The sequence below is a fragment of the uncultured Fibrella sp. genome (assembly GCF_964250085.1).
GTDB lineage: Bacteria > Bacteroidota > Bacteroidia > Cytophagales > Spirosomataceae > Fibrella.
Window position 1 is genome coordinate 322,863 of record NZ_CAXUEC010000004.1, and the last position, 17,057, is coordinate 339,919.

The window sequence follows — 17,057 nt, forward strand, 5'->3', positions numbered from 1 at the left end:
TTATGTCATTTATAACAAGCCGCATTTTTTCCTCATCACTTCCAGTCAGCATTTGGAATGCGCTGGTACTCATCACTGCCATTACCGGGTTGGTCGCCTGTTCATCAGCCGCAAACAAAACGGATAAGGCGGAAATAGCCTCCGCGACCGATTCAACTGCGTCTACATCGAAAACTGACTCCGCATCCGGCGAGGTACGGGTATCGCTCACGCAAGCCCAGTACACGGTAGCCGATATTCAACTGGGGCAACCCACTGCCCGTAGCCTAAGCACGGTGCTGAGAGCCAACGGGGCAATCGACGTACCTGCTTCCAATCTGGTTTCAGTTTCGGTACCGTTTGGCGGCTATATCCGCAAGATCGACCTCGAACCGGGTATGCGCATTCAGAAAGGGCAAACGCTGGTTGTGCTCGAAAACCCCGATTATATTCAGCTACAGCAGGATTATCTGGAAACCAAAGCCAAACTGGAGTATGCCGACCTGGATTATGCCAGGCAGGAAGAGCTAAGCCGCGAGAATGTAAATGCGCTCAAAACGTTTCAGCAAACGCGCTCGAACCGGCAAAGCCTACAGGCTCAACTGGCCGCTGCAGCCCAGCGGCTGGCTATTCTCCGCATCAATCCGGCCACGCTAAGCCCCGACCGCTTAACGCGCACCATTACCGTTCCTGCTCCTACCTCTGGCTACATTACCAACGTACCTGTCAACACAGGCCGCTTCGTAACCCCCGCCGACGTACTGGTCGAAATTACCAATGTCGAGCACCTGCATGTACGGCTGAATATTTTCGAGAAAGACATCAACCAGATCCGGCTGGGGCAAGCCGTTCGGTTTGGCATGGGCAGCGATGCCTCGCCTATACACAAGGCCGATATTTTCCTGATAGGCAAGTCGATTTCGGCTGATCGGACGATTGAGGTGCTAGCCCACCCCGACGATATAAAGCCCATTTTCATTCCTGGTGGGTACGTATTCGCTCAAATTGATGTGAAAGCACAGTCGTTACCCACATTGCCAGAAAGCGCAATCATTGGCTTTGGCGGAAAATCATACGTCTACATTCTGGAAAAGAAAGAAGCTCAACCCGTGGTCTATCAGTTTCGGCAGATCGAAGTCCGCACGGGTGTGCGTGAAAATGGCTTTGTGGCCGTCAGTCTTCCGGCTGCTATTGACCCTGCGAAAACGCCGGTTGTTATCAGTGGTGGCTATAGCTTATTGAGCAAGCTGAATAACAGCGAAGAGGAGTAAAATTGCTTCGCGCTGGTTAGCTTCGTGCAGGTTGGCTTCGCGTGCGAAGCAATTCAGCCGGAAAACGCCCTAAATCAATACCTCCTTAAGCATAAAAAGAGGGCCACACCTACATAGGGATGGCCCTCTTTACTTATTTCTGATGCTAATGTCTCAATGCTTGAACACTTTCACCTGATAGACGTAACTCTGCATTTGCTTGATCTGTTGCTTGCGCGAGAGGCGGGCCATCCGATTTTTTCGGTTCAGTGCCAGGGCATCGCCCTTGAGCGAATCGGGCGCAATAGTACGTAATGCATCGAGCAGGATGCTTGTCTTAACGGCAAACGTAGCGCCTTCCGACGTAATCTGCTTAGCCGTGATAATACCAATCACGTTTCCTTTTTCGTCGAGCAGCGGACCACCTGAGTTACCGGGGTTCACGCTGATGGCCACCTGATAAGCCGCCGAGTCGCCCCGGAAACCAGTGCCTGAACTCAGATACCCTTCACCATACACGATCTCTTCGCGCGGATAGCCCAGTGTAAATACCCGCTCACCCAGATCAGACGGGCGAGCTTCAAAGCTGTAGGGAACGGGCGGCAACGCATGGAACGCTGTATCCTGCCCGATAGCCAGAATAGCCAGGTCATGCTGCGGATCGGAATGTACAAGCCGGGCCTTGTAAACAACCCCCTGCTGACTCTGCACATACACCGAGTCGGAGCCCTGCACGATGTGATTATTGGTAACCAGAAAACCCGAAGCCGTCAGCAAAAAGCCCGAACCAGCCACCTGACCGGGGTTTTGCTGGAACACCCGTCCCCGACCACTCAGGTTATTGAGCAATTTATTCTGCGTTTGCTGAATAACTGCCAGGTTCCGCATCATCATACCATATTGCTGTTCCTGCTTATGGCTGTTCTGGTAAGAACGGTACATGATAATGGTACCGAAGGTGGTCAGAATAGCCACCGCTGCGGCAATGGCGAGCGTTGGCCGATAGGTCCGCCACCAGGTACGTACCTGGGCGTGTGGCTCAATGGCAGCATGGTCCAGCAACGAATCAGCTTCCAGTTGCTGATGAACCCGCGCCAGTTTTTCGCGGAATTCCAGTCGGCGGCCATAGGCTTCCAACATGTTTTCGATGGGTTCTCTTTCTCCTGCGTCCATACTATTCGTTGTCTTTATACTTAGCAAAGAATAATCGCTTCAGCCGCGTCAGGCATTTATACTTCTGCGTCTTGGCGTTATCTGTATTCGTGTAGCCAAATTTCTCGGTGATGTCCTGCATCGAGAAGTGGCGGATGTAAAAATCTTCCAGCAGCGTTCGGCAGGGTTCCCCCAGACGAGTCAGCGATTCAGCCATTTGCTCAAACTGCTGATCGCGCCGCAGGTGATCGGCCAGATCATCGGCCACCGACTCGGCCGGTTCTTCGTCGAACTGATTTGCCCGGATAAGCGGCGACCGGCCCCGTTGCGCCAGTTGTTTCAACCACAAACGACGGGCCACCGCGTAAATAAATGTCTTAAGCTGGCAATTCAACTCAAAATCCCCCGTCGACACTTTCTCAAAAAGCACGATAAGTGTCTCCTGATAAATGTCTTTGGCATCATCCGTAGAGCCGCTGTTGTTAATGACCAACTGCGAGACCATCGGGTAATGTTGTCGATATAGCTGGCTCAGTGCCCGGTCAGACCCCTCAGCCAATCCAATCAACAAGGCTTCGTCTGTCGACAGCAACCGCGTCGTTTCCCTCATACACTGCTTACTTATTAATACCGAATGGGTTAGTTGGTAACCCAAAAAAAAAGATAAATATTTTTCAAGAAACGTGGGTTACCTTCTTTACTCTATCGTATTAAGGTATGGAAAGTTAACCAATAACACTTAAACACATAAGATCATGAAAGGCTTCGCAAAATCAGCTCTGTTCGTACTGTCTATCGTTTCTCTTGCTACTGCTTGTGAATCAAAGAAGACTGAGTCTACGACTACTACATCAGATTCAACAATGACAATGTCTAGCGACAGCAGCTCTATGGCTACTGACACTACGATGATGGCTCCTGAGTCGTCAACGATGACATCTACAACTATGGCATCTGACTCAGCGAAATAAATTTCGCTAACCGCTTACGAAAAGCCTCTCGCAACCGAGAGGCTTTTTGCGTTTTAGTCTACCGGGGCACCAGTCCCGGAGTTTCACTCTAGCTCTAAACTTCGGGGCTGATACGTTGGTAGACTACACATAAAAAAACCGGGGTTTACCACCCCGGTTTTTTTATGTGTAGTCTACCAACGTACCTAGTTGTTGCTCGACAACTTCGTCTTATTCTGACCGCCCTGAGTTATCATATCGGCCAGTACACGGCCAGTTTCGGTCAGGTACGTATCTTTCTTTTTCTTTGTTTTGGCCGCATCCGGTGCATCGGGGCTATCTACAGATGCAGGTTTTTCCAGATTAGCCACCTTCTTCTCGGCTTCTTCCTTCTCCTTCTTACGCTTCGATTCCTGCAACGATACCGTTGTATTCTCCTTCGCTTTCTTGAACTCGTTCACTGCCTGTGCTTCCCGTTTCAGATCAGCATCTGTTTTTAGGCGTTGCTCGTATTTCGCACGAAGGCTGGTAGTCAGCTTATCGGTAATGAAGCTGGTAGCATCAAAACGGGCCGAAGCGATCTGATCCCAGGGAAGGGCACTCGGTTGCGAGCTTTCACCGAAATCTTCGGCTGAATAACGCGATGGAAACTGAATATCAGGCGTTACACCTTTGTGTTGCGTGCTGCTTCCGTTAATCCGGTAGAACTTCTGCGTCGTCATTTTAACCTGTCCAACTTTATCCTGCTCTTTGGGCAGCATGTTGTTCAAATCAATCAGTTGTTGCACAGTGCCCTTACCAAAAGTTTGGCCACCCACAATAATACCACGGTGATAATCCTGAATAGCGGCCGCAAAAATCTCTGAAGCTGAGGCACTGAACCGGTCGACAAGTACAGCTAGTGGACCATCGTAGGCAACAGACGGATCATTATCGGCCATCACTTCCGTCTCGCCACCAGAGTCTTTCACCTGTACTACAGGCCCTTTCTGGATAAATAGACCCGTCAGGTTAATAGCTTCGATTAGCGAACCGCCGCCATTTCCACGCAGATCAATGACAATACCGTCGACTTTCTGCATTTTAAGCGAGTCGATCAGATTTTTCACGTCAGTCGTCGTGCTGGCCACATCTGATTCACGACGGCGAGCCCCCTCAAAGTCACGATAGAAGATCGGCAACACAACCACACCAAATTTGTAGGTATGTCCCTCTTCAGTAACGTCGATTACTTCTTTATGCGCACGCGCTTCGGCAATTCTGATTTTTTCACGAACGATCCGAATTTCTTTGGGTACGTCGGTAGCCAGGGCCGAAGGTGATTTTATCTGAAGACGAACCACCGTTCCCTTAGGTCCTTTGATGAGTTTCACCGCCTCGTCGACCTCCATACCCACTACACTAACTACCGGGCCCGTTTCACCCTGAGCTACGCCGATGATCTTATCACCTGCCGTAAACTGCTTACTACGCAACGCGGGGCCACCGGGCACCAGATCCGTAATTTTGATGTATTCGCCATCTGCCTGCAACCGGGCACCGATACCTTCCAGCGAAGCACTCATTTCTTCGTTGAACGAATCAGCCGTGCGTGGAGACAGGTAATTTGTGTGGGGGTCAAGCGTTTCGCCAAAGGCATTCATATACCACTGAAATACATCTTCGCTCTTGATGCGGCCCAGGTTTTTAGCGAGGTTCTTGTAGCGGCTATTCATCAGGGTGGCTACGGATGTATCAGCTTTACCAGCCAATTTCAATTCCAGCGCCTGATTCTTCAGCATTTTACGCCAAATGTCGTTTTGCTCATCAGCCGACTTAGGCCATTGCGCCTTCTCCCGATCTACGTTGTAGCTCTCATCGGTCGTAAACGAGAAAGGCTTGCTTAGGGTCTGCTTCACAAACTCATTCCGTTCGTTGAACCGCTTCCGAAACACGTTGTACATATCGAACGCCGCCGTCAGATCACCATTGACCAGGGCATCATCGATCTGGTTCTTGTATTTTTCAAACGATGTTACATCTGAAGCGAGAAAGTACACCTTGCTGGGGTCCATCTCTTTCAGATAGTTGTTCCACACTACCGCCGACAGCGAATCACTCAGACGGACTTTCCGATAGTGATAGCGGGTTAGCAATTGGGTAACAGCCTGTTCCACGCGCTCCTGTGTGACAGTCGGCTTGAGGTCATCGCCCGATGGGGCCCAAACGGCTGGCTGCTGACTAACAGAAGCCGGTGCCGTACGAGATTCTTGCTGAAGACTTAGCATCAGCACAGGAACCAGTGTAATCAGGTATTTTCTCATCGTGACAAAGAGCAAGAGAAGAAGAGAGTGAACGAGTGAAACACAGCGACAGCTTGTACGTTGCCAGTTAGCGTCTTGCGCTTCACCCGTTCACTCCCTCATCTTTCACCCATTAGTTTTTTACAATGTCTAACAACTCAATATCAAAAATAAGCGTTGAGCCTGGGCCAATGTCGGCACCCGTACCTCGATCACCGTAGGCAATGTCTGATGGAATAAACACCTTCCACTTTGAGCCAACGGGCATTAATTGCAACACTTCAGTCCATCCCCTAATCACTTCCGTTACGCCAAATACGGCTGGCTCCTTACGCTCTACCGAACTGTCAAATACCTTACCATCGAGCAACATTCCTGTGTAATGCACTTTCACCCGATCAGTGGCAACCGGTTTGGCACCCGTGCCTTCTTTCTCCACTATATACTGTAAACCACTAGCCGTGGTTTGAACGCCCGGCTTCGTCTTATTTTCTGCTAAAAACGCGGCACCAATCTTTTTGTTACCTTCTGCCGCTTTGCCGGCTTCCGCATTCTTGGCCGCAAACTGCTTCTGCATATAGGCCATCATGATCTGCTGCATCTGCGGTTCGGCAATCTGTAGTGACTGGCCTTTCAACGCATCATTGATTCCTTTCGCCAATATGGACGTATTGACATCGGTCAGCCCCTGTTGTTTCATGCTCTGGGCAATGCTGTAGCCCACGCTATAACTCAGCGAATCCTGGCTATTGGCAAATAACGATTTCCGGGCAGTTGCGGGGGCAGCTTTGGCTTTTACCGATTTAACGGGCGTAGCGGGCTTTTTAACTTGAGCAATAGCGTGGTTGGCAACAAACAGAGTCGACAAGAGGCCGACGGCAACAAAACGGGAAACAAACATGAGGGAGATAGTATGTGATTAATGTACCAACGGTTTGGTAGAGAGAAAACGTGGTTATAGCCCTAAAAAGTTTTGTATTTCGAGTTATATCCTGCCTAAAATAACAACTGGACCGCTAATTGTCCAAACATCATGCGGCTGATTCACTGAATTTTAGCAAGCAGCAAAAAAGCCCGCACTCTTTAGCGCGGGCTTCGTTAAATTATCTTAAAAAGGGCTATTTCACCTCTTCATAGTCTACATATTCGCCGCCTTTCATGGGCGACCCACCTTTACGCGTTGCCGACGACACCCGTGTTTCACCCTCCCGAGTGGGCTGGGTACGTTCCGTGGCCCGGCGTTGCTCTTTCACCAATTGGCGACCAACCAGCAGATAGAACACAAAACGCCGTACCGGAGGCACGAAAATGATAAGCAGGGTGAAAACAAGCAGGACTTTTAACAACATAACCAACGTTGGTTTGACACGGTATTATACAGTCTATAACGCCGCCCCATACCGTTTAGTTTATTGACCATATAAGGCTTTCCCGGCCGCTTCATACTTATCACCAGCCATCCAGAAGGGTCGCGTACTCCGGTCGGCAATCAGTCGGGCGGCGCGCGCGTACGTCTGGCAAAAAATCAATAAGTAGTCGTAATCGATGGTGTCGGGGTTGTCAGATACCTGATGATAGTTTTTCATCAGTTCTTCATCGAACGCCTTGAATCCCTCCGATAACGTGGGTGCCGGTACACCTTTGGCCGCAAAGCTCACATTATCTGACCGGTCGAACAGACCCTGTTCGGGGGCAGGCTCAGCAAAGACAGACAAACCAAACTGAGCGGCGGCCTGCTCGATTTCGGCTTTTGCGCCGGTGCGTTCCAGGCCAATCACCGAGATCAGTTTGGTATCGTTGTAACCCGCACCGTCGATGTTGAAATTGAAAATAGTTTGTTTCAACGGAATCAGCGGGTGTTCGGCATAAAACCGGCTACCCAGCAAACCTGCCTCTTCGCCATTCAATGCAACAATGATGACCGATCGTTTCGGATGCTGAGCCATCAGTGTTTTGGCGGCGGCCAGCAACGCAACGGTGCCCATTCCATTGTCGCGGGCTCCATTGTAAATGGTATCAGCGGCAGTTACAGACCCTGTACCCGCTTTGGCTGTCCCGATATGGTCGAAATGGGCCGTTAGCAGAACGTATTCCGATTTCAGCGTCGGGTCGGTTCCTTCTATGATACCGGCCACGTTCACGGCGTTTACGGGTTGTGCCACCCGGCCCGATGTGCGCACGGTCACGGCTTTGTTATCTTTCAAACCAGCCAGTTGGCCTTTGCCATTATCCGCCCAGATGTGCAGGATCGGCGCCTGGCCGGGCGTTTCGGCTGCCGGGCTACTAATCTGTTCGCTGTTGAAGTACCGGTTGGCAAACGTCCAGGGCGTAGCGGGCGTGGCGAAGAGTTCAATGATACCTACCGCACCCCGCTCAGCCGCCAGTTTCCGTTTGGCAGTCATCGCACCAATCAGGTCGCGCGGCGATTTAGCCTCAGCCGAACCCACCTGCGTAACCACGAACTTACCTTTTACGTCCTTCCCGGCATAATCTTCAGCGGTGAGGCCATAGCCGACATATACACTTTCGGCCGTTTGATTAGCGGCTCCGCCCGAAACCACCACAAACTGTTTACCGACCGATAACGAGTCGGCACCGAAGCGGATCGTGCCCGACGCAGTGGCCTGGGTACGTTGCAGGACTACGGTCTGGTAGTAGCTATTATTGTCAGCGGCAGGCTTAAGGCCCAACTGCCTGAACTGTTCGGCGACGTACCGGGCCGCCACCATATTACCCGGCGATCCGATGCGACGCCCCTGTAGCTCGTCGGAAGCGAGAAACCGGAGGTGGTTTTCCAATTCAGCCCGTGTGAGCATGGCTTCGGGGAGGGCTGGAGCGGCTTGTACGGTAACGGCGGCGCGTTTGCCCGGTTTCTGTTGTTGGGCTACACTGGGCGTACCAGCAGCCACAAATGCGAAAGCGGTGGCCCCTAGAAGAGACCACCGACTAACTGAATGAGTCATTGAGGAGAAAACAAAAATTCCCATGTTAAGCAACACCACGCGGGTTACTAACAGGGGAATTTGGGTGAAACGAGGAATAGTCTAAGATGGAGTCGATGGTCGACGGGCGGGGTGCCCGTTCGATTTTGTCCATCAGTGCCCGAAGTTCGAGCGTATCGAGGAAGAAGCCCATTAATTCAGGCTCGCTCATAAGCGCCTCTTCGATTAGAAGATTTTCTTCCTCGGAAGTTTCTTCGTAGACGTACCGGATGACGTCATCTTGGGTAAACGTTTTTGTCATAGCTTACTGGACGTTTGCTTAACTGCTTGCGCAGGTTTATAAGTGCATAACGCATACGTCCCAAAGCGGTGTTAATGCTGACTCCGGTTGCATCGGCGATCTCCTGGAAACTCATTTCCTCGTAGTGCCGCATAATCAGTACCTGGCGTTGTTGCTCCGGCAATCGCTGAATCAGCTCGCGCAGGTGCTCGTGTGTCTCGCGCCGAATCTGCACCGCCTCCACTGAGTCCTCGGCAAATTCAAGTGTGTTGAACACATTGCTTCCGTCTTCAAACACTACATTGGGGTAGCGTTTATCTCGCCGGAAATAGTCGATGGCCAGATTGTGAGCAATACGGATAATCCAGGGAAGGAATTTGCCTTCTTCATTATAACGCCCTGATTTGATGGTGTCGACCGCCTTGATAAAGGTGTCCTGCATCAGATCTTCGGCTATATACTGATCTTTGACAATAAGATATATGGTTGTATAAACCTTGTTCTTATGCCGTAAAACCAGCTTTTCGAAGGCTTTCTCACTACCACGGATGTACGACGAAATAAGCTCGCTGTCGTTAACCTGGGCTTTTTCCATTTCAGAAAGACAATTAGGTAACGTAGAGCGTTTAGTCGATAGTGTGTATCCGGGTTAAGATTTGTGAGATGGAGAAGAATTTCTATTCAAAGTAACAAACTCCACTGAAAACTTACAAGAAATGGGTGTAACTTTTTGTAACAGTGTTGAAGTACAACACGAATATAGTGAAATTCCCTCTAAAACTGTACCAAACTATACGTAGTTCTTGAGTAAAAGGATGCGTGGGTGTTCAATTTTTTGGACAAAAAATCGTTGCGGAGGTTTAATTGACCATCATAATTTACCTTCGTGCGTCAAAAACGGCGTTTTAGCCGACTTATCATGAAATTCGAGAAACACATATTTGTCTGTACCAATCAGAAAGAAGCACCAAAAAAATCTTGCGGAGCCGAACACGGGGCCGCTTTGCTCGACGCATTTAAGCAGGAAATTACTCAGCGTGGATTGCAAAAGCAGGTACGTGCCCAGCGGGCCGGTTGTCTGGATGCGTGCGCCTTTGGCCCCGCCCTGGTTATTTATCCCGAAGGAACCTACTACGGTAACGTTCAGGTAGACGACATCGCGGAGATCGTGGAAAAACACGTGGTCAATAATGAGGTAGTGGAACGGCTGAAACTCGATTTTTAAGAGTTGACGTCCAGGGTCTAATGTATTGTTCAAAGTCCAGGGTTTAACGTCCAACGGCTTCGCCACAGGAAGCGAAATTGTCTGGCGAAGCCGTTGGACGTTAAACCCTGGACCTTAGACCCTACATAGTACCAATTCCATGTACAAACACCTCTTTTTCGATCTCGACCACACGCTCTGGGATTTTGATCGCAACTCATCCGAATCCATTGCCGAGATTTATAGCACCTTTCGGCTGGCTGAACGGGGGCTTTCCTCGTCAGACGCTTTTGCCGAAACGTTTATCACGATCAACCGGCAACTCTGGCGCGACTACGACCAGGACCTGATTGGCCACGAATACATCCGCGAGCATCGGTTCCCGCTGGTTTTCAACGCACTGGGCGTTGACGACACCACCTGTTGCGCCGACCTGAACACCGAATACCTGCGGTTACTTCCCCAGAAAGCACACCTGACCGACTCGGCGCGCGAGGTGCTGGAGCACCTGCATGGCCGCTATCGGATGCACATCATTACCAACGGATTTGCGGAAATTCAGGCCGTAAAAATGGCCGCCTCCGACATTGCTCACTTCTTCGAGGAAGTGATCACTACCCAGTCGGCTGATGCGAAGAAGCCCAATCCGCGCATTTTCGAATACGCGCTGCAAGCCAGTGGGGCCAGCGTTGCCGAAAGCCTGATGCTCGGTGATAATTACGAAGCCGACATTCTGGGCGCTAAAGCTGTTGGGCTGGATACGGTTTTCTACAATCCCAAAGGCGAAGTTGTTGCTGATCCACCAACCTACGATATTCGCCACTGGCGCGAACTGATAGCTATCCTGTAACACGGACTTTAGTCCGTTTTTAAACAGTATAAAATACGGACTAAAGCTCGTGTTACGCTCTGATAATCAACAATATGCGAAGCATTATCACCAAACTACTATTCTTCCTTTTGCCCCTTCCCCTGGTGGCCCAGACGGTCGATGTGTGTGTGTATGGGGGCACATCGGCGGGGGTAATGGCGGCGATTTCGGCTAAACGGCTGGGCAAAACCGTACTCCTTATCGAGCCAGGGCGGCATCTTGGCGGGCTGTCGGCGGGTGGGCTGGGTGCCACTGACATTGGTAATAAATACGCCGTAACTGGTCTGGCCCGGCACTTCTACCGCCGTATTGGCGCGCACTACGGCCATCTGGAACAGTGGACTTTTGAGCCATATGTAGCCGAAGCGCTTTTCAACACGTACCTGAGCGAAGCTAAACTGACCCCATTGATGGGCTACCGGCTTCAGGCTGTTCAGAAAGTCGGCAATCGGATCACAGCCCTGCTTGTTGAACCGTCGACTACACGGACGGACAAGCGGGCAGGCTTAAAAACAATTTACGCCAAACAATTTATCGATTGCAGTTACGAAGGCGACCTGATGGCCAAAGCGGGTGTACGCTACAGCGTTGGCCGGGAAGCAAACAGCCAGTATGGCGAAACCTGGAACGGCGTACAACTACTTGATAAACACCAGTTTCCCGACGGCGTTGATCCATACAACGTACCTGGAAAACCAGAGAGCGGGTTAATCTGGGGCGTAACATCCGAAACGCTGGCCCCCAACGGCACCGGCGACCAGAAAATTCAGGCCTACAACTACCGCATGTGCCTGACCGATAACCCCGCCAATCGCCTGCCAATCACACGCCCGGCCCGGTACGATTCCACGAAGTACGAATTGCTGCTTCGGCAGATTCAGCGCAAAACACCAAAGGAACTGACCTGGAATTTGATGCACTTTGTGCCGATGCCGAATCGCAAAACAGACATTAACAACTGCGGTGGCCTCTCTACCGACATGATTGGTGCTAACTGGACGTACCCAGACGCCAGTTATGCCCAGCGGGAACAAATTATTCAGGCTCACGAAGACTACACGAAAGGATTCTTCTACTTCATCGGTCACGACCCACGCGTGCCGAAGCACCTGCGCGACGAAATGCTACAGTGGGGTTACCCCAAAGACGAGTACCCGGATAACGACCATTTTTCGCATCAACTCTACATCAGAGAAGCCCGACGAATGGTGGGCGACTACGTGATGACGCAAGCCAACTGCGAAGGAAAAACAACTGTATCTGACGGAATCGGATTAGCCGCTTACACGATGGACTCGCATAATTGTCAGCGGCTTGTGGTGACGGATGCGGCAGGAAAAACGATGGTGCGCAATGAAGGCGACGTGCAGGTAGGCGGTTTCCCTCCCTACCCCATCAGTTACCGGGCCCTGACACCGAAAGCGGAACAAGCCAGTAATTTGCTCGTGCCCGTTTGTCTGTCGGCCAGCCACATCGCCTACGGATCCATCAGAATGGAACCTGTATTTATGGTATTGGGGCAAACTGCGGGCGCAGCAGCGGCGCAAGCCATTGACCAGAACGTACCTGTGCAACGTATCGACGTAGCCCGGCTACAACAAACGCTGCGCACTAATCCATTGCTCAACGGAAGTAGGCCCGAATTATTGGTCGATAATGACGACAGCGTCCGCGTGAGTCAGACAGGCACCTGGCAGATACTGACGAAAGGAAGCCAGTACGGCAAAACGGCCCTAATCAGCGCCGACAAACAGGCATCGGTCACGTTTCGGGCCAATGCTATTAAACCGGGACGTTATGAGATTTACGTCTACAACCCCACGCGAAGAGGCGGAGGCGGCAACCCCGATCAGGTAGCCTATCAGGCTGATAAAGCCGATAAGGTGCTGGTTCGGGTTTTCGACGGCAAAGCGGACAAAGCGCTCACAATCAATCAACAGAAGCAGAACAACGACTGGATTAGCCTGGGTACGTACCTGTTTACGGCTGGAAAAACACCCTCGGTTTCCTTTGTCGCAACCGGTTCAGTAGAGCCTGTCGTGGCCGACGCTGTTCTCTTCCTACCCGTCAACTAGCTCGTTCAGTCCTATGAATCTTCAACAAACAACAGCGCTGGTTACTGGCGGCGCATCGGGGCTCGGCGAAGCCACCGTTCGCGCTTTTCATGAGGCGGGAGCCAACGTCATCATTGCCGATCTAAACCAGGACCGGGGCAATGCGCTTGTCACGGAATTGGGCGACCGTGTGCGGTTCGCCCTCACCAACGTAGCCAACGAGTCCGACGTGCAGCAGGCCATCTCGCTGGCTACCGAAACGTTTGGCGCCCTGCACATTACCGTTAATTGCGCCGGTATTGCCGAAGCCCGAAAAACCATCGGAAAGGTCAACGGCGAGTATGGCCCTCATTCGCTCGATGCGTTCCGCAAAACCATTGAAGTCAATTTGATTGGTACGTTCAACGTGATTCGGCTGGCCGCTTTTGCCATGGAAAAGAACGTACCTAACAGCGACGGTGAACGCGGCGTGATCATCAACACGGCGTCGGTGGCGGCCTACGATGGGCAAATTGGACAGGCAGCGTATTCAGCCTCGAAAGGCGGCATTGTAGGGATGACCCTGCCCATCGCCCGCGACCTGTCTAAATCGGGCATCCGGGTGATGACGATCGCGCCGGGCCTGTTTGAAACACCGCTACTGGCTGGTTTACCGGAAGAAGCCCGCCTCTCGCTCGGTCAGCAGGTGCCGTTTCCATCGCGCCTTGGCCGCCCGGCCGAATATGGCATGCTGGCAAAAAGTATCGTTGAGAACCCAATGCTCAACGGCGAAGTAATCCGCCTCGACGGAGCTATTCGGATGGGGCCGAAATAGGCTGTCATTAAGTAGTCATTATATGGTCATTACGCTACGCTGTCATTAGGTGGTCATTAGTTATAAAATCGACGGATGACTACTTAATGACCACCTAATGACAGCGTAGCGTAATGACCATATAATGACCACTTATTTCAAACTCCTCCCATCGTTTTCACGTACTGCGAGGGGGTTTGGCCGGTTACGTCGCGGAACTGCCGGTTGAAATTCGACATGGTCCGAAAACCGCTTTCGTAGCCAATTTGTGAGATAGACAAATCACTATTGATCAGTAGCTTACAGGCGTGACCAATTCGAACCTCCGTTACAAAATCGACGAACGTTTTGTTGGTACGTACCTTGAAATACCGGCAAAATGCGGACGGTGTTAACCCGGCCAGATCGGCCACTGTATCCAGTTTTATGGCCTCATGAAAATGCGTCAGTACGTAGGTATGTACGGCCTGCATCCGCCGGTATGCCTGCGATGAGGCACTACCTTCGTCGGCATCAGCGGGCTTCATCGGATTCGTGTAGTTTGCACTCGTAATCACCTGGCCATCAGTAGCGTGGGCCAGATCATCGAGCAAGGCCAGAAAGTTGAGCACCCGCCTGAACGTTGGCGGTTGCAGGACCAATTGCCGCAACGCATTGACCGTTTGTTCATGCGTATCCCCGATCCAGGTCAGCCCTTGCCGGGAAATGTCGAGCAACTGCCGGATTCGGTGCATTTCGGGTTTGTTGAAAAAATCGTCGCCGAAACAGTCGTCTGTAAAATAAACGACCAGACCATGCGTCTGCAGCCCCGACTCCGGCAGGAAATACGGCTGATCACTTCGCCACAGATGCGGCAAGTCCGGCCCAATCATCACCAGATCGCCGGGCGAGAATGGCCGTATCGAATCGCCGATAAACCGCGTTCCTGTACCTTCTTCAACCAGAAATAATTGGTAATGCGGATGGAAATGCCAGTTTGGATCGAAGTGAGGTTCGATTAGATCCTTGACAACAAACGAACCGATACCCGACTCAATGTCCTTTCGAAGGGCAGATTTCATAAACTAACCTTAACAATAAGCATGAATTAACACGAATAGGAGGGATATATCTCAGTAGTGGCAAAAATAAAGTCAATATTAGACAAAAGTAGGCCAACAACATAAACGGAACAAAGATAGCTTTGTAGAAATATTTCCTGAATCAGTAGTACGAACCTTATAACCACCTGCGCATGAATCGGCTTGGCATGAACTTGTTTACCTGGACGATGACCATGGATGAGGACCTTTCAGGCACCCTCTCCTACTTAAAGGAAACCGGTTTCGACTTTGTAGAGATGCCAGTTGGCACTACACCCGGTTCATCACCTGACCTGGCCAAATGGGACCGCCTGGGGCAACAGGCAGCGGCCCTTGGTCTGGACGTTCAAACCTGTTCATTGCTCCCGCCCGAATTGACCCTGCTGAGCCCCAACGCCACCACCCGTGCGGCGGGCGTAACGTACCTGAAACAAATTGTTGACTGCTCGGCGGCGGCTGGCTCATCTATTCTGATGGGGCCTTTCTTCGCTGGCTTCAAAACTTTTTCGGGTAAACCTGCCACCGCCGACGAGTGGGCCTGGTCGGCAGAGTGCGTAAACGCGGTTGCTGACTATGCACAACAGCAGGGCGTAATGCTGGCTATCGAGTCGCTCAATCGGTTCGAGACGTACCTGCTCACCTGCGCCGAAGATACCCGGCGCTACATCGAGGCGGTCGACCATCCCTATTGCCGGGCTGCCTTCGACACATTCCACGCAAACATTGAAGAGAAGAACGTAGCCACGGCCATACGCACCCTTGCTCCCTATCTGGTGCACGTGCAACTCTCTGAGAATGATCGCTCTACTCCCGGACAAGGGCAGGTTGACTTTGCCAACGTGCTTCAGGCCCTGGGCGATATCGATTACACAGGCCCAATAGCCATCGAAGCCTTCGGCGTTAATCCGCCCGAATTGGCGGCAGCTACCCATATTTTCCGACGGATGTTCCATTCGCCGGAACAACTGGCACGCGAGGGGCTACAGCATATCAAATCAGTAATGAGTGAATTAGTGAATGACTAACTGGTAACCAATGATTAACATCGCCATCGTTGGCCTCGGGTTTGGGGCTGAATTTATTCCAATTTACCAGCGTCATCCGCTGGCCAATATGTATGCCATTTGCCAGCGCAACGTCGAAAGCCTGAATAAAGTGGGCGACGATTATGGTATTCAGGTACGTTATAGCGACTATGACGAGCTACTGGCCGACCCCAACATCGACGCTGTTCATATTAATTCGCCCATTCCAAACCACGCCGAACAGAGCCTGAAAGCCCTGCGCGCCGGTAAGCATGTTGCCTGCACGGTGCCGATGGCAACAACTGTGGAAGAATGCGCGGAAATCGTGCGCGTAACCCGTGAAACGGGCAAAAAATACATGATGATGGAGACGGTGGTCTATGCCCGCGAGTTTCTGTTCGTAAAAGAAATGTATGAAAAAGGCGAACTGGGCAAAGTGCAGTTCCTCAAAGCGAGCCATCAGCAGGATATGGACGGCTGGCCTGATTACTGGCCCGGTCTGCCGCCGATGCACTACGCTACGCACTGTGTCGGCCCCGTTGCCGGTCTGCTCCGCCTCGAAGCCGATTATGTTTCCTGCTTTGGTTCGGGCACGATCCGCCCCGAACTGGCCGCTATCCATAACTCACCATTTGCCGTTGAATCAGCGCACATCAAGTTCAGAAACAGCGACTTATCAGCTTATGTCTACCGGTCGCTGTTCGATGTGGCTCGTCAATATCGCGAAAGCTTCGAAGTGTACGGCGACAAGAAATCGTTTGAATGGCAGTTGATCGAGGATGAACAGCCGGTCATTCATACGGCGAAAAAGCCCGAACCAGAGATTCCCGAAAAAGTGAACGTACCTGACTACGCTCACCTGTTACCTGCCGAAATTCAGCGCTTCACGACCAAGGGAGTATACGATGCCGACGAAACGCAACACCTGTCATTTACGCAGGGCGGCGGCCACGGCGGTTCACACCCGCATATGGTCCACGAATTCCTGACCGCCCTAACCGAAGACCGCGATCCATTCCCGAATGCCGCTCAATCGGCCAACTGGACAAGCGTGGGTATTCTGGCCCATGAGTCGGCCATGAAGGGTGGCGAGATTATGAAACTGCCTGACTTTAACTAGCTCATACTGGTTATTACGCGCTGGCTATCAGCTTATTGACAGTTTACTACTCCTACAAATAAGCTAGTAACCA

General features: G+C 51.5%; 16 protein-coding genes. 7 read left to right on the plus strand and 9 right to left on the minus strand.

The genetic code is table 11. The features are described from left to right. The first annotated feature begins 2 nt into the window (after positions 1 to 2). Entirely contained in the window at positions 3 to 1,250 is a 1,248-nt protein-coding gene (locus ACFE8Q_RS14905; protein ID WP_375446202.1) for an efflux RND transporter periplasmic adaptor subunit, read from the plus strand. A gap of 153 nt (positions 1,251 to 1,403) precedes the next feature. Here ACFE8Q_RS14905 and ACFE8Q_RS14910 read toward each other — a convergent pair whose 3' ends face one another. The 8 genes from ACFE8Q_RS14910 to ACFE8Q_RS14945 all read right to left on the minus strand — a co-directional run bounded on the left by ACFE8Q_RS14910 (position 1,404) and on the right by ACFE8Q_RS14945 (position 9,430). After that, the gene (locus ACFE8Q_RS14910; protein ID WP_375446203.1) at positions 1,404 to 2,402 is read right to left on the minus strand and encodes a S1C family serine protease; all 999 of its coding nucleotides are present in this window, start codon (positions 2,400 to 2,402) and stop codon (positions 1,404 to 1,406) included. 1 nt (position 2,403) lies between these two features. Then, positions 2,404 to 2,991 carry an RNA polymerase sigma factor gene (locus ACFE8Q_RS14915; RefSeq protein WP_375446204.1) on the minus strand — a complete coding sequence of 196 codons (588 nt, stop codon included), beginning with the start codon at positions 2,989 to 2,991 and terminating at the stop codon, positions 2,404 to 2,406. Positions 2,992 to 3,537: 546 nt separating this feature from the next. Beyond that, positions 3,538 to 5,634 carry a carboxy terminal-processing peptidase gene (locus tag ACFE8Q_RS14920; protein ID WP_375446205.1) on the minus strand — a complete coding sequence of 699 codons (2,097 nt, stop codon included), beginning with the start codon at positions 5,632 to 5,634 and terminating at the stop codon, positions 3,538 to 3,540. 112 nt (positions 5,635 to 5,746) lie between these two features. After that, complete coding sequence (locus ACFE8Q_RS14925) at positions 5,747 to 6,514, minus strand: FKBP-type peptidyl-prolyl cis-trans isomerase (protein WP_375446206.1); 768 nt, start codon at positions 6,512 to 6,514, stop codon at positions 5,747 to 5,749. Positions 6,515 to 6,731: 217 nt separating this feature from the next. Beyond that, on the minus strand, positions 6,732 to 6,962 hold the full coding sequence (locus ACFE8Q_RS14930) for a DUF4834 domain-containing protein (RefSeq protein WP_375446207.1): 231 nt from the start codon (positions 6,960 to 6,962) through the stop codon (positions 6,732 to 6,734). Between the two features lie 60 nt (positions 6,963 to 7,022). Further along, the gene (locus ACFE8Q_RS14935; RefSeq protein WP_375446208.1) at positions 7,023 to 8,576 is read right to left on the minus strand and encodes a M28 family peptidase; all 1,554 of its coding nucleotides are present in this window, start codon (positions 8,574 to 8,576) and stop codon (positions 7,023 to 7,025) included. Between the two features lie 25 nt (positions 8,577 to 8,601). Next, positions 8,602 to 8,856, minus strand: coding sequence for a hypothetical protein (locus ACFE8Q_RS14940; protein ID WP_375446209.1), 255 nt, complete (start codon positions 8,854 to 8,856; stop codon positions 8,602 to 8,604). Then, complete coding sequence (locus tag ACFE8Q_RS14945; protein ID WP_370726282.1) at positions 8,831 to 9,430, minus strand: RNA polymerase sigma factor; 600 nt, start codon at positions 9,428 to 9,430, stop codon at positions 8,831 to 8,833. The genes ACFE8Q_RS14940 and ACFE8Q_RS14945 overlap by 26 nt, the downstream gene beginning before the upstream one ends. Positions 9,431 to 9,754: 324 nt before the next feature. Between ACFE8Q_RS14945 and ACFE8Q_RS14950 the strand changes: the two genes are divergently transcribed. The 4 genes from ACFE8Q_RS14950 to ACFE8Q_RS14965 all read left to right on the plus strand — a co-directional run bounded on the left by ACFE8Q_RS14950 (position 9,755) and on the right by ACFE8Q_RS14965 (position 13,778). After that, a complete protein-coding gene (locus ACFE8Q_RS14950; RefSeq protein ID WP_375446210.1) occupies positions 9,755 to 10,060 on the plus strand; it encodes a ferredoxin in 306 nt (101 codons plus the stop codon). Between the two features lie 139 nt (positions 10,061 to 10,199). Beyond that, positions 10,200 to 10,889, plus strand: coding sequence for a YjjG family noncanonical pyrimidine nucleotidase (locus ACFE8Q_RS14955; protein WP_375446211.1), 690 nt, complete (start codon positions 10,200 to 10,202; stop codon positions 10,887 to 10,889). A 74-nt stretch (positions 10,890 to 10,963) separates the two neighbouring features. Next, the gene (locus ACFE8Q_RS14960; RefSeq protein WP_375446212.1) at positions 10,964 to 12,985 is read left to right on the plus strand and encodes an FAD-dependent oxidoreductase; all 2,022 of its coding nucleotides are present in this window, start codon (positions 10,964 to 10,966) and stop codon (positions 12,983 to 12,985) included. Between the two features lie 13 nt (positions 12,986 to 12,998). Next, complete coding sequence (locus tag ACFE8Q_RS14965; protein WP_375446213.1) at positions 12,999 to 13,778, plus strand: 3-hydroxyacyl-CoA dehydrogenase; 780 nt, start codon at positions 12,999 to 13,001, stop codon at positions 13,776 to 13,778. Between the two features lie 137 nt (positions 13,779 to 13,915). On the opposite strand, the gene ACFE8Q_RS14970 is transcribed toward ACFE8Q_RS14965, so the two are convergent. Next, entirely contained in the window at positions 13,916 to 14,818 is a 903-nt protein-coding gene (locus ACFE8Q_RS14970) for an AraC family transcriptional regulator (RefSeq protein WP_375446214.1), read from the minus strand. 173 nt (positions 14,819 to 14,991) lie between these two features. Here ACFE8Q_RS14970 and ACFE8Q_RS14975 point away from each other — a divergent pair, with 173 nt between their 5' ends. Further along, positions 14,992 to 15,864: a sugar phosphate isomerase/epimerase family protein gene (locus tag ACFE8Q_RS14975; RefSeq protein WP_375446215.1), complete on the plus strand. Its 873-nt coding sequence runs from the start codon at positions 14,992 to 14,994 to the stop codon at positions 15,862 to 15,864. 10 nt (positions 15,865 to 15,874) lie between these two features. After that, the gene (locus ACFE8Q_RS14980; RefSeq protein ID WP_375446216.1) at positions 15,875 to 16,984 is read left to right on the plus strand and encodes a Gfo/Idh/MocA family protein; all 1,110 of its coding nucleotides are present in this window, start codon (positions 15,875 to 15,877) and stop codon (positions 16,982 to 16,984) included. Positions 16,985 to 17,057 lie beyond the last annotated feature (73 nt).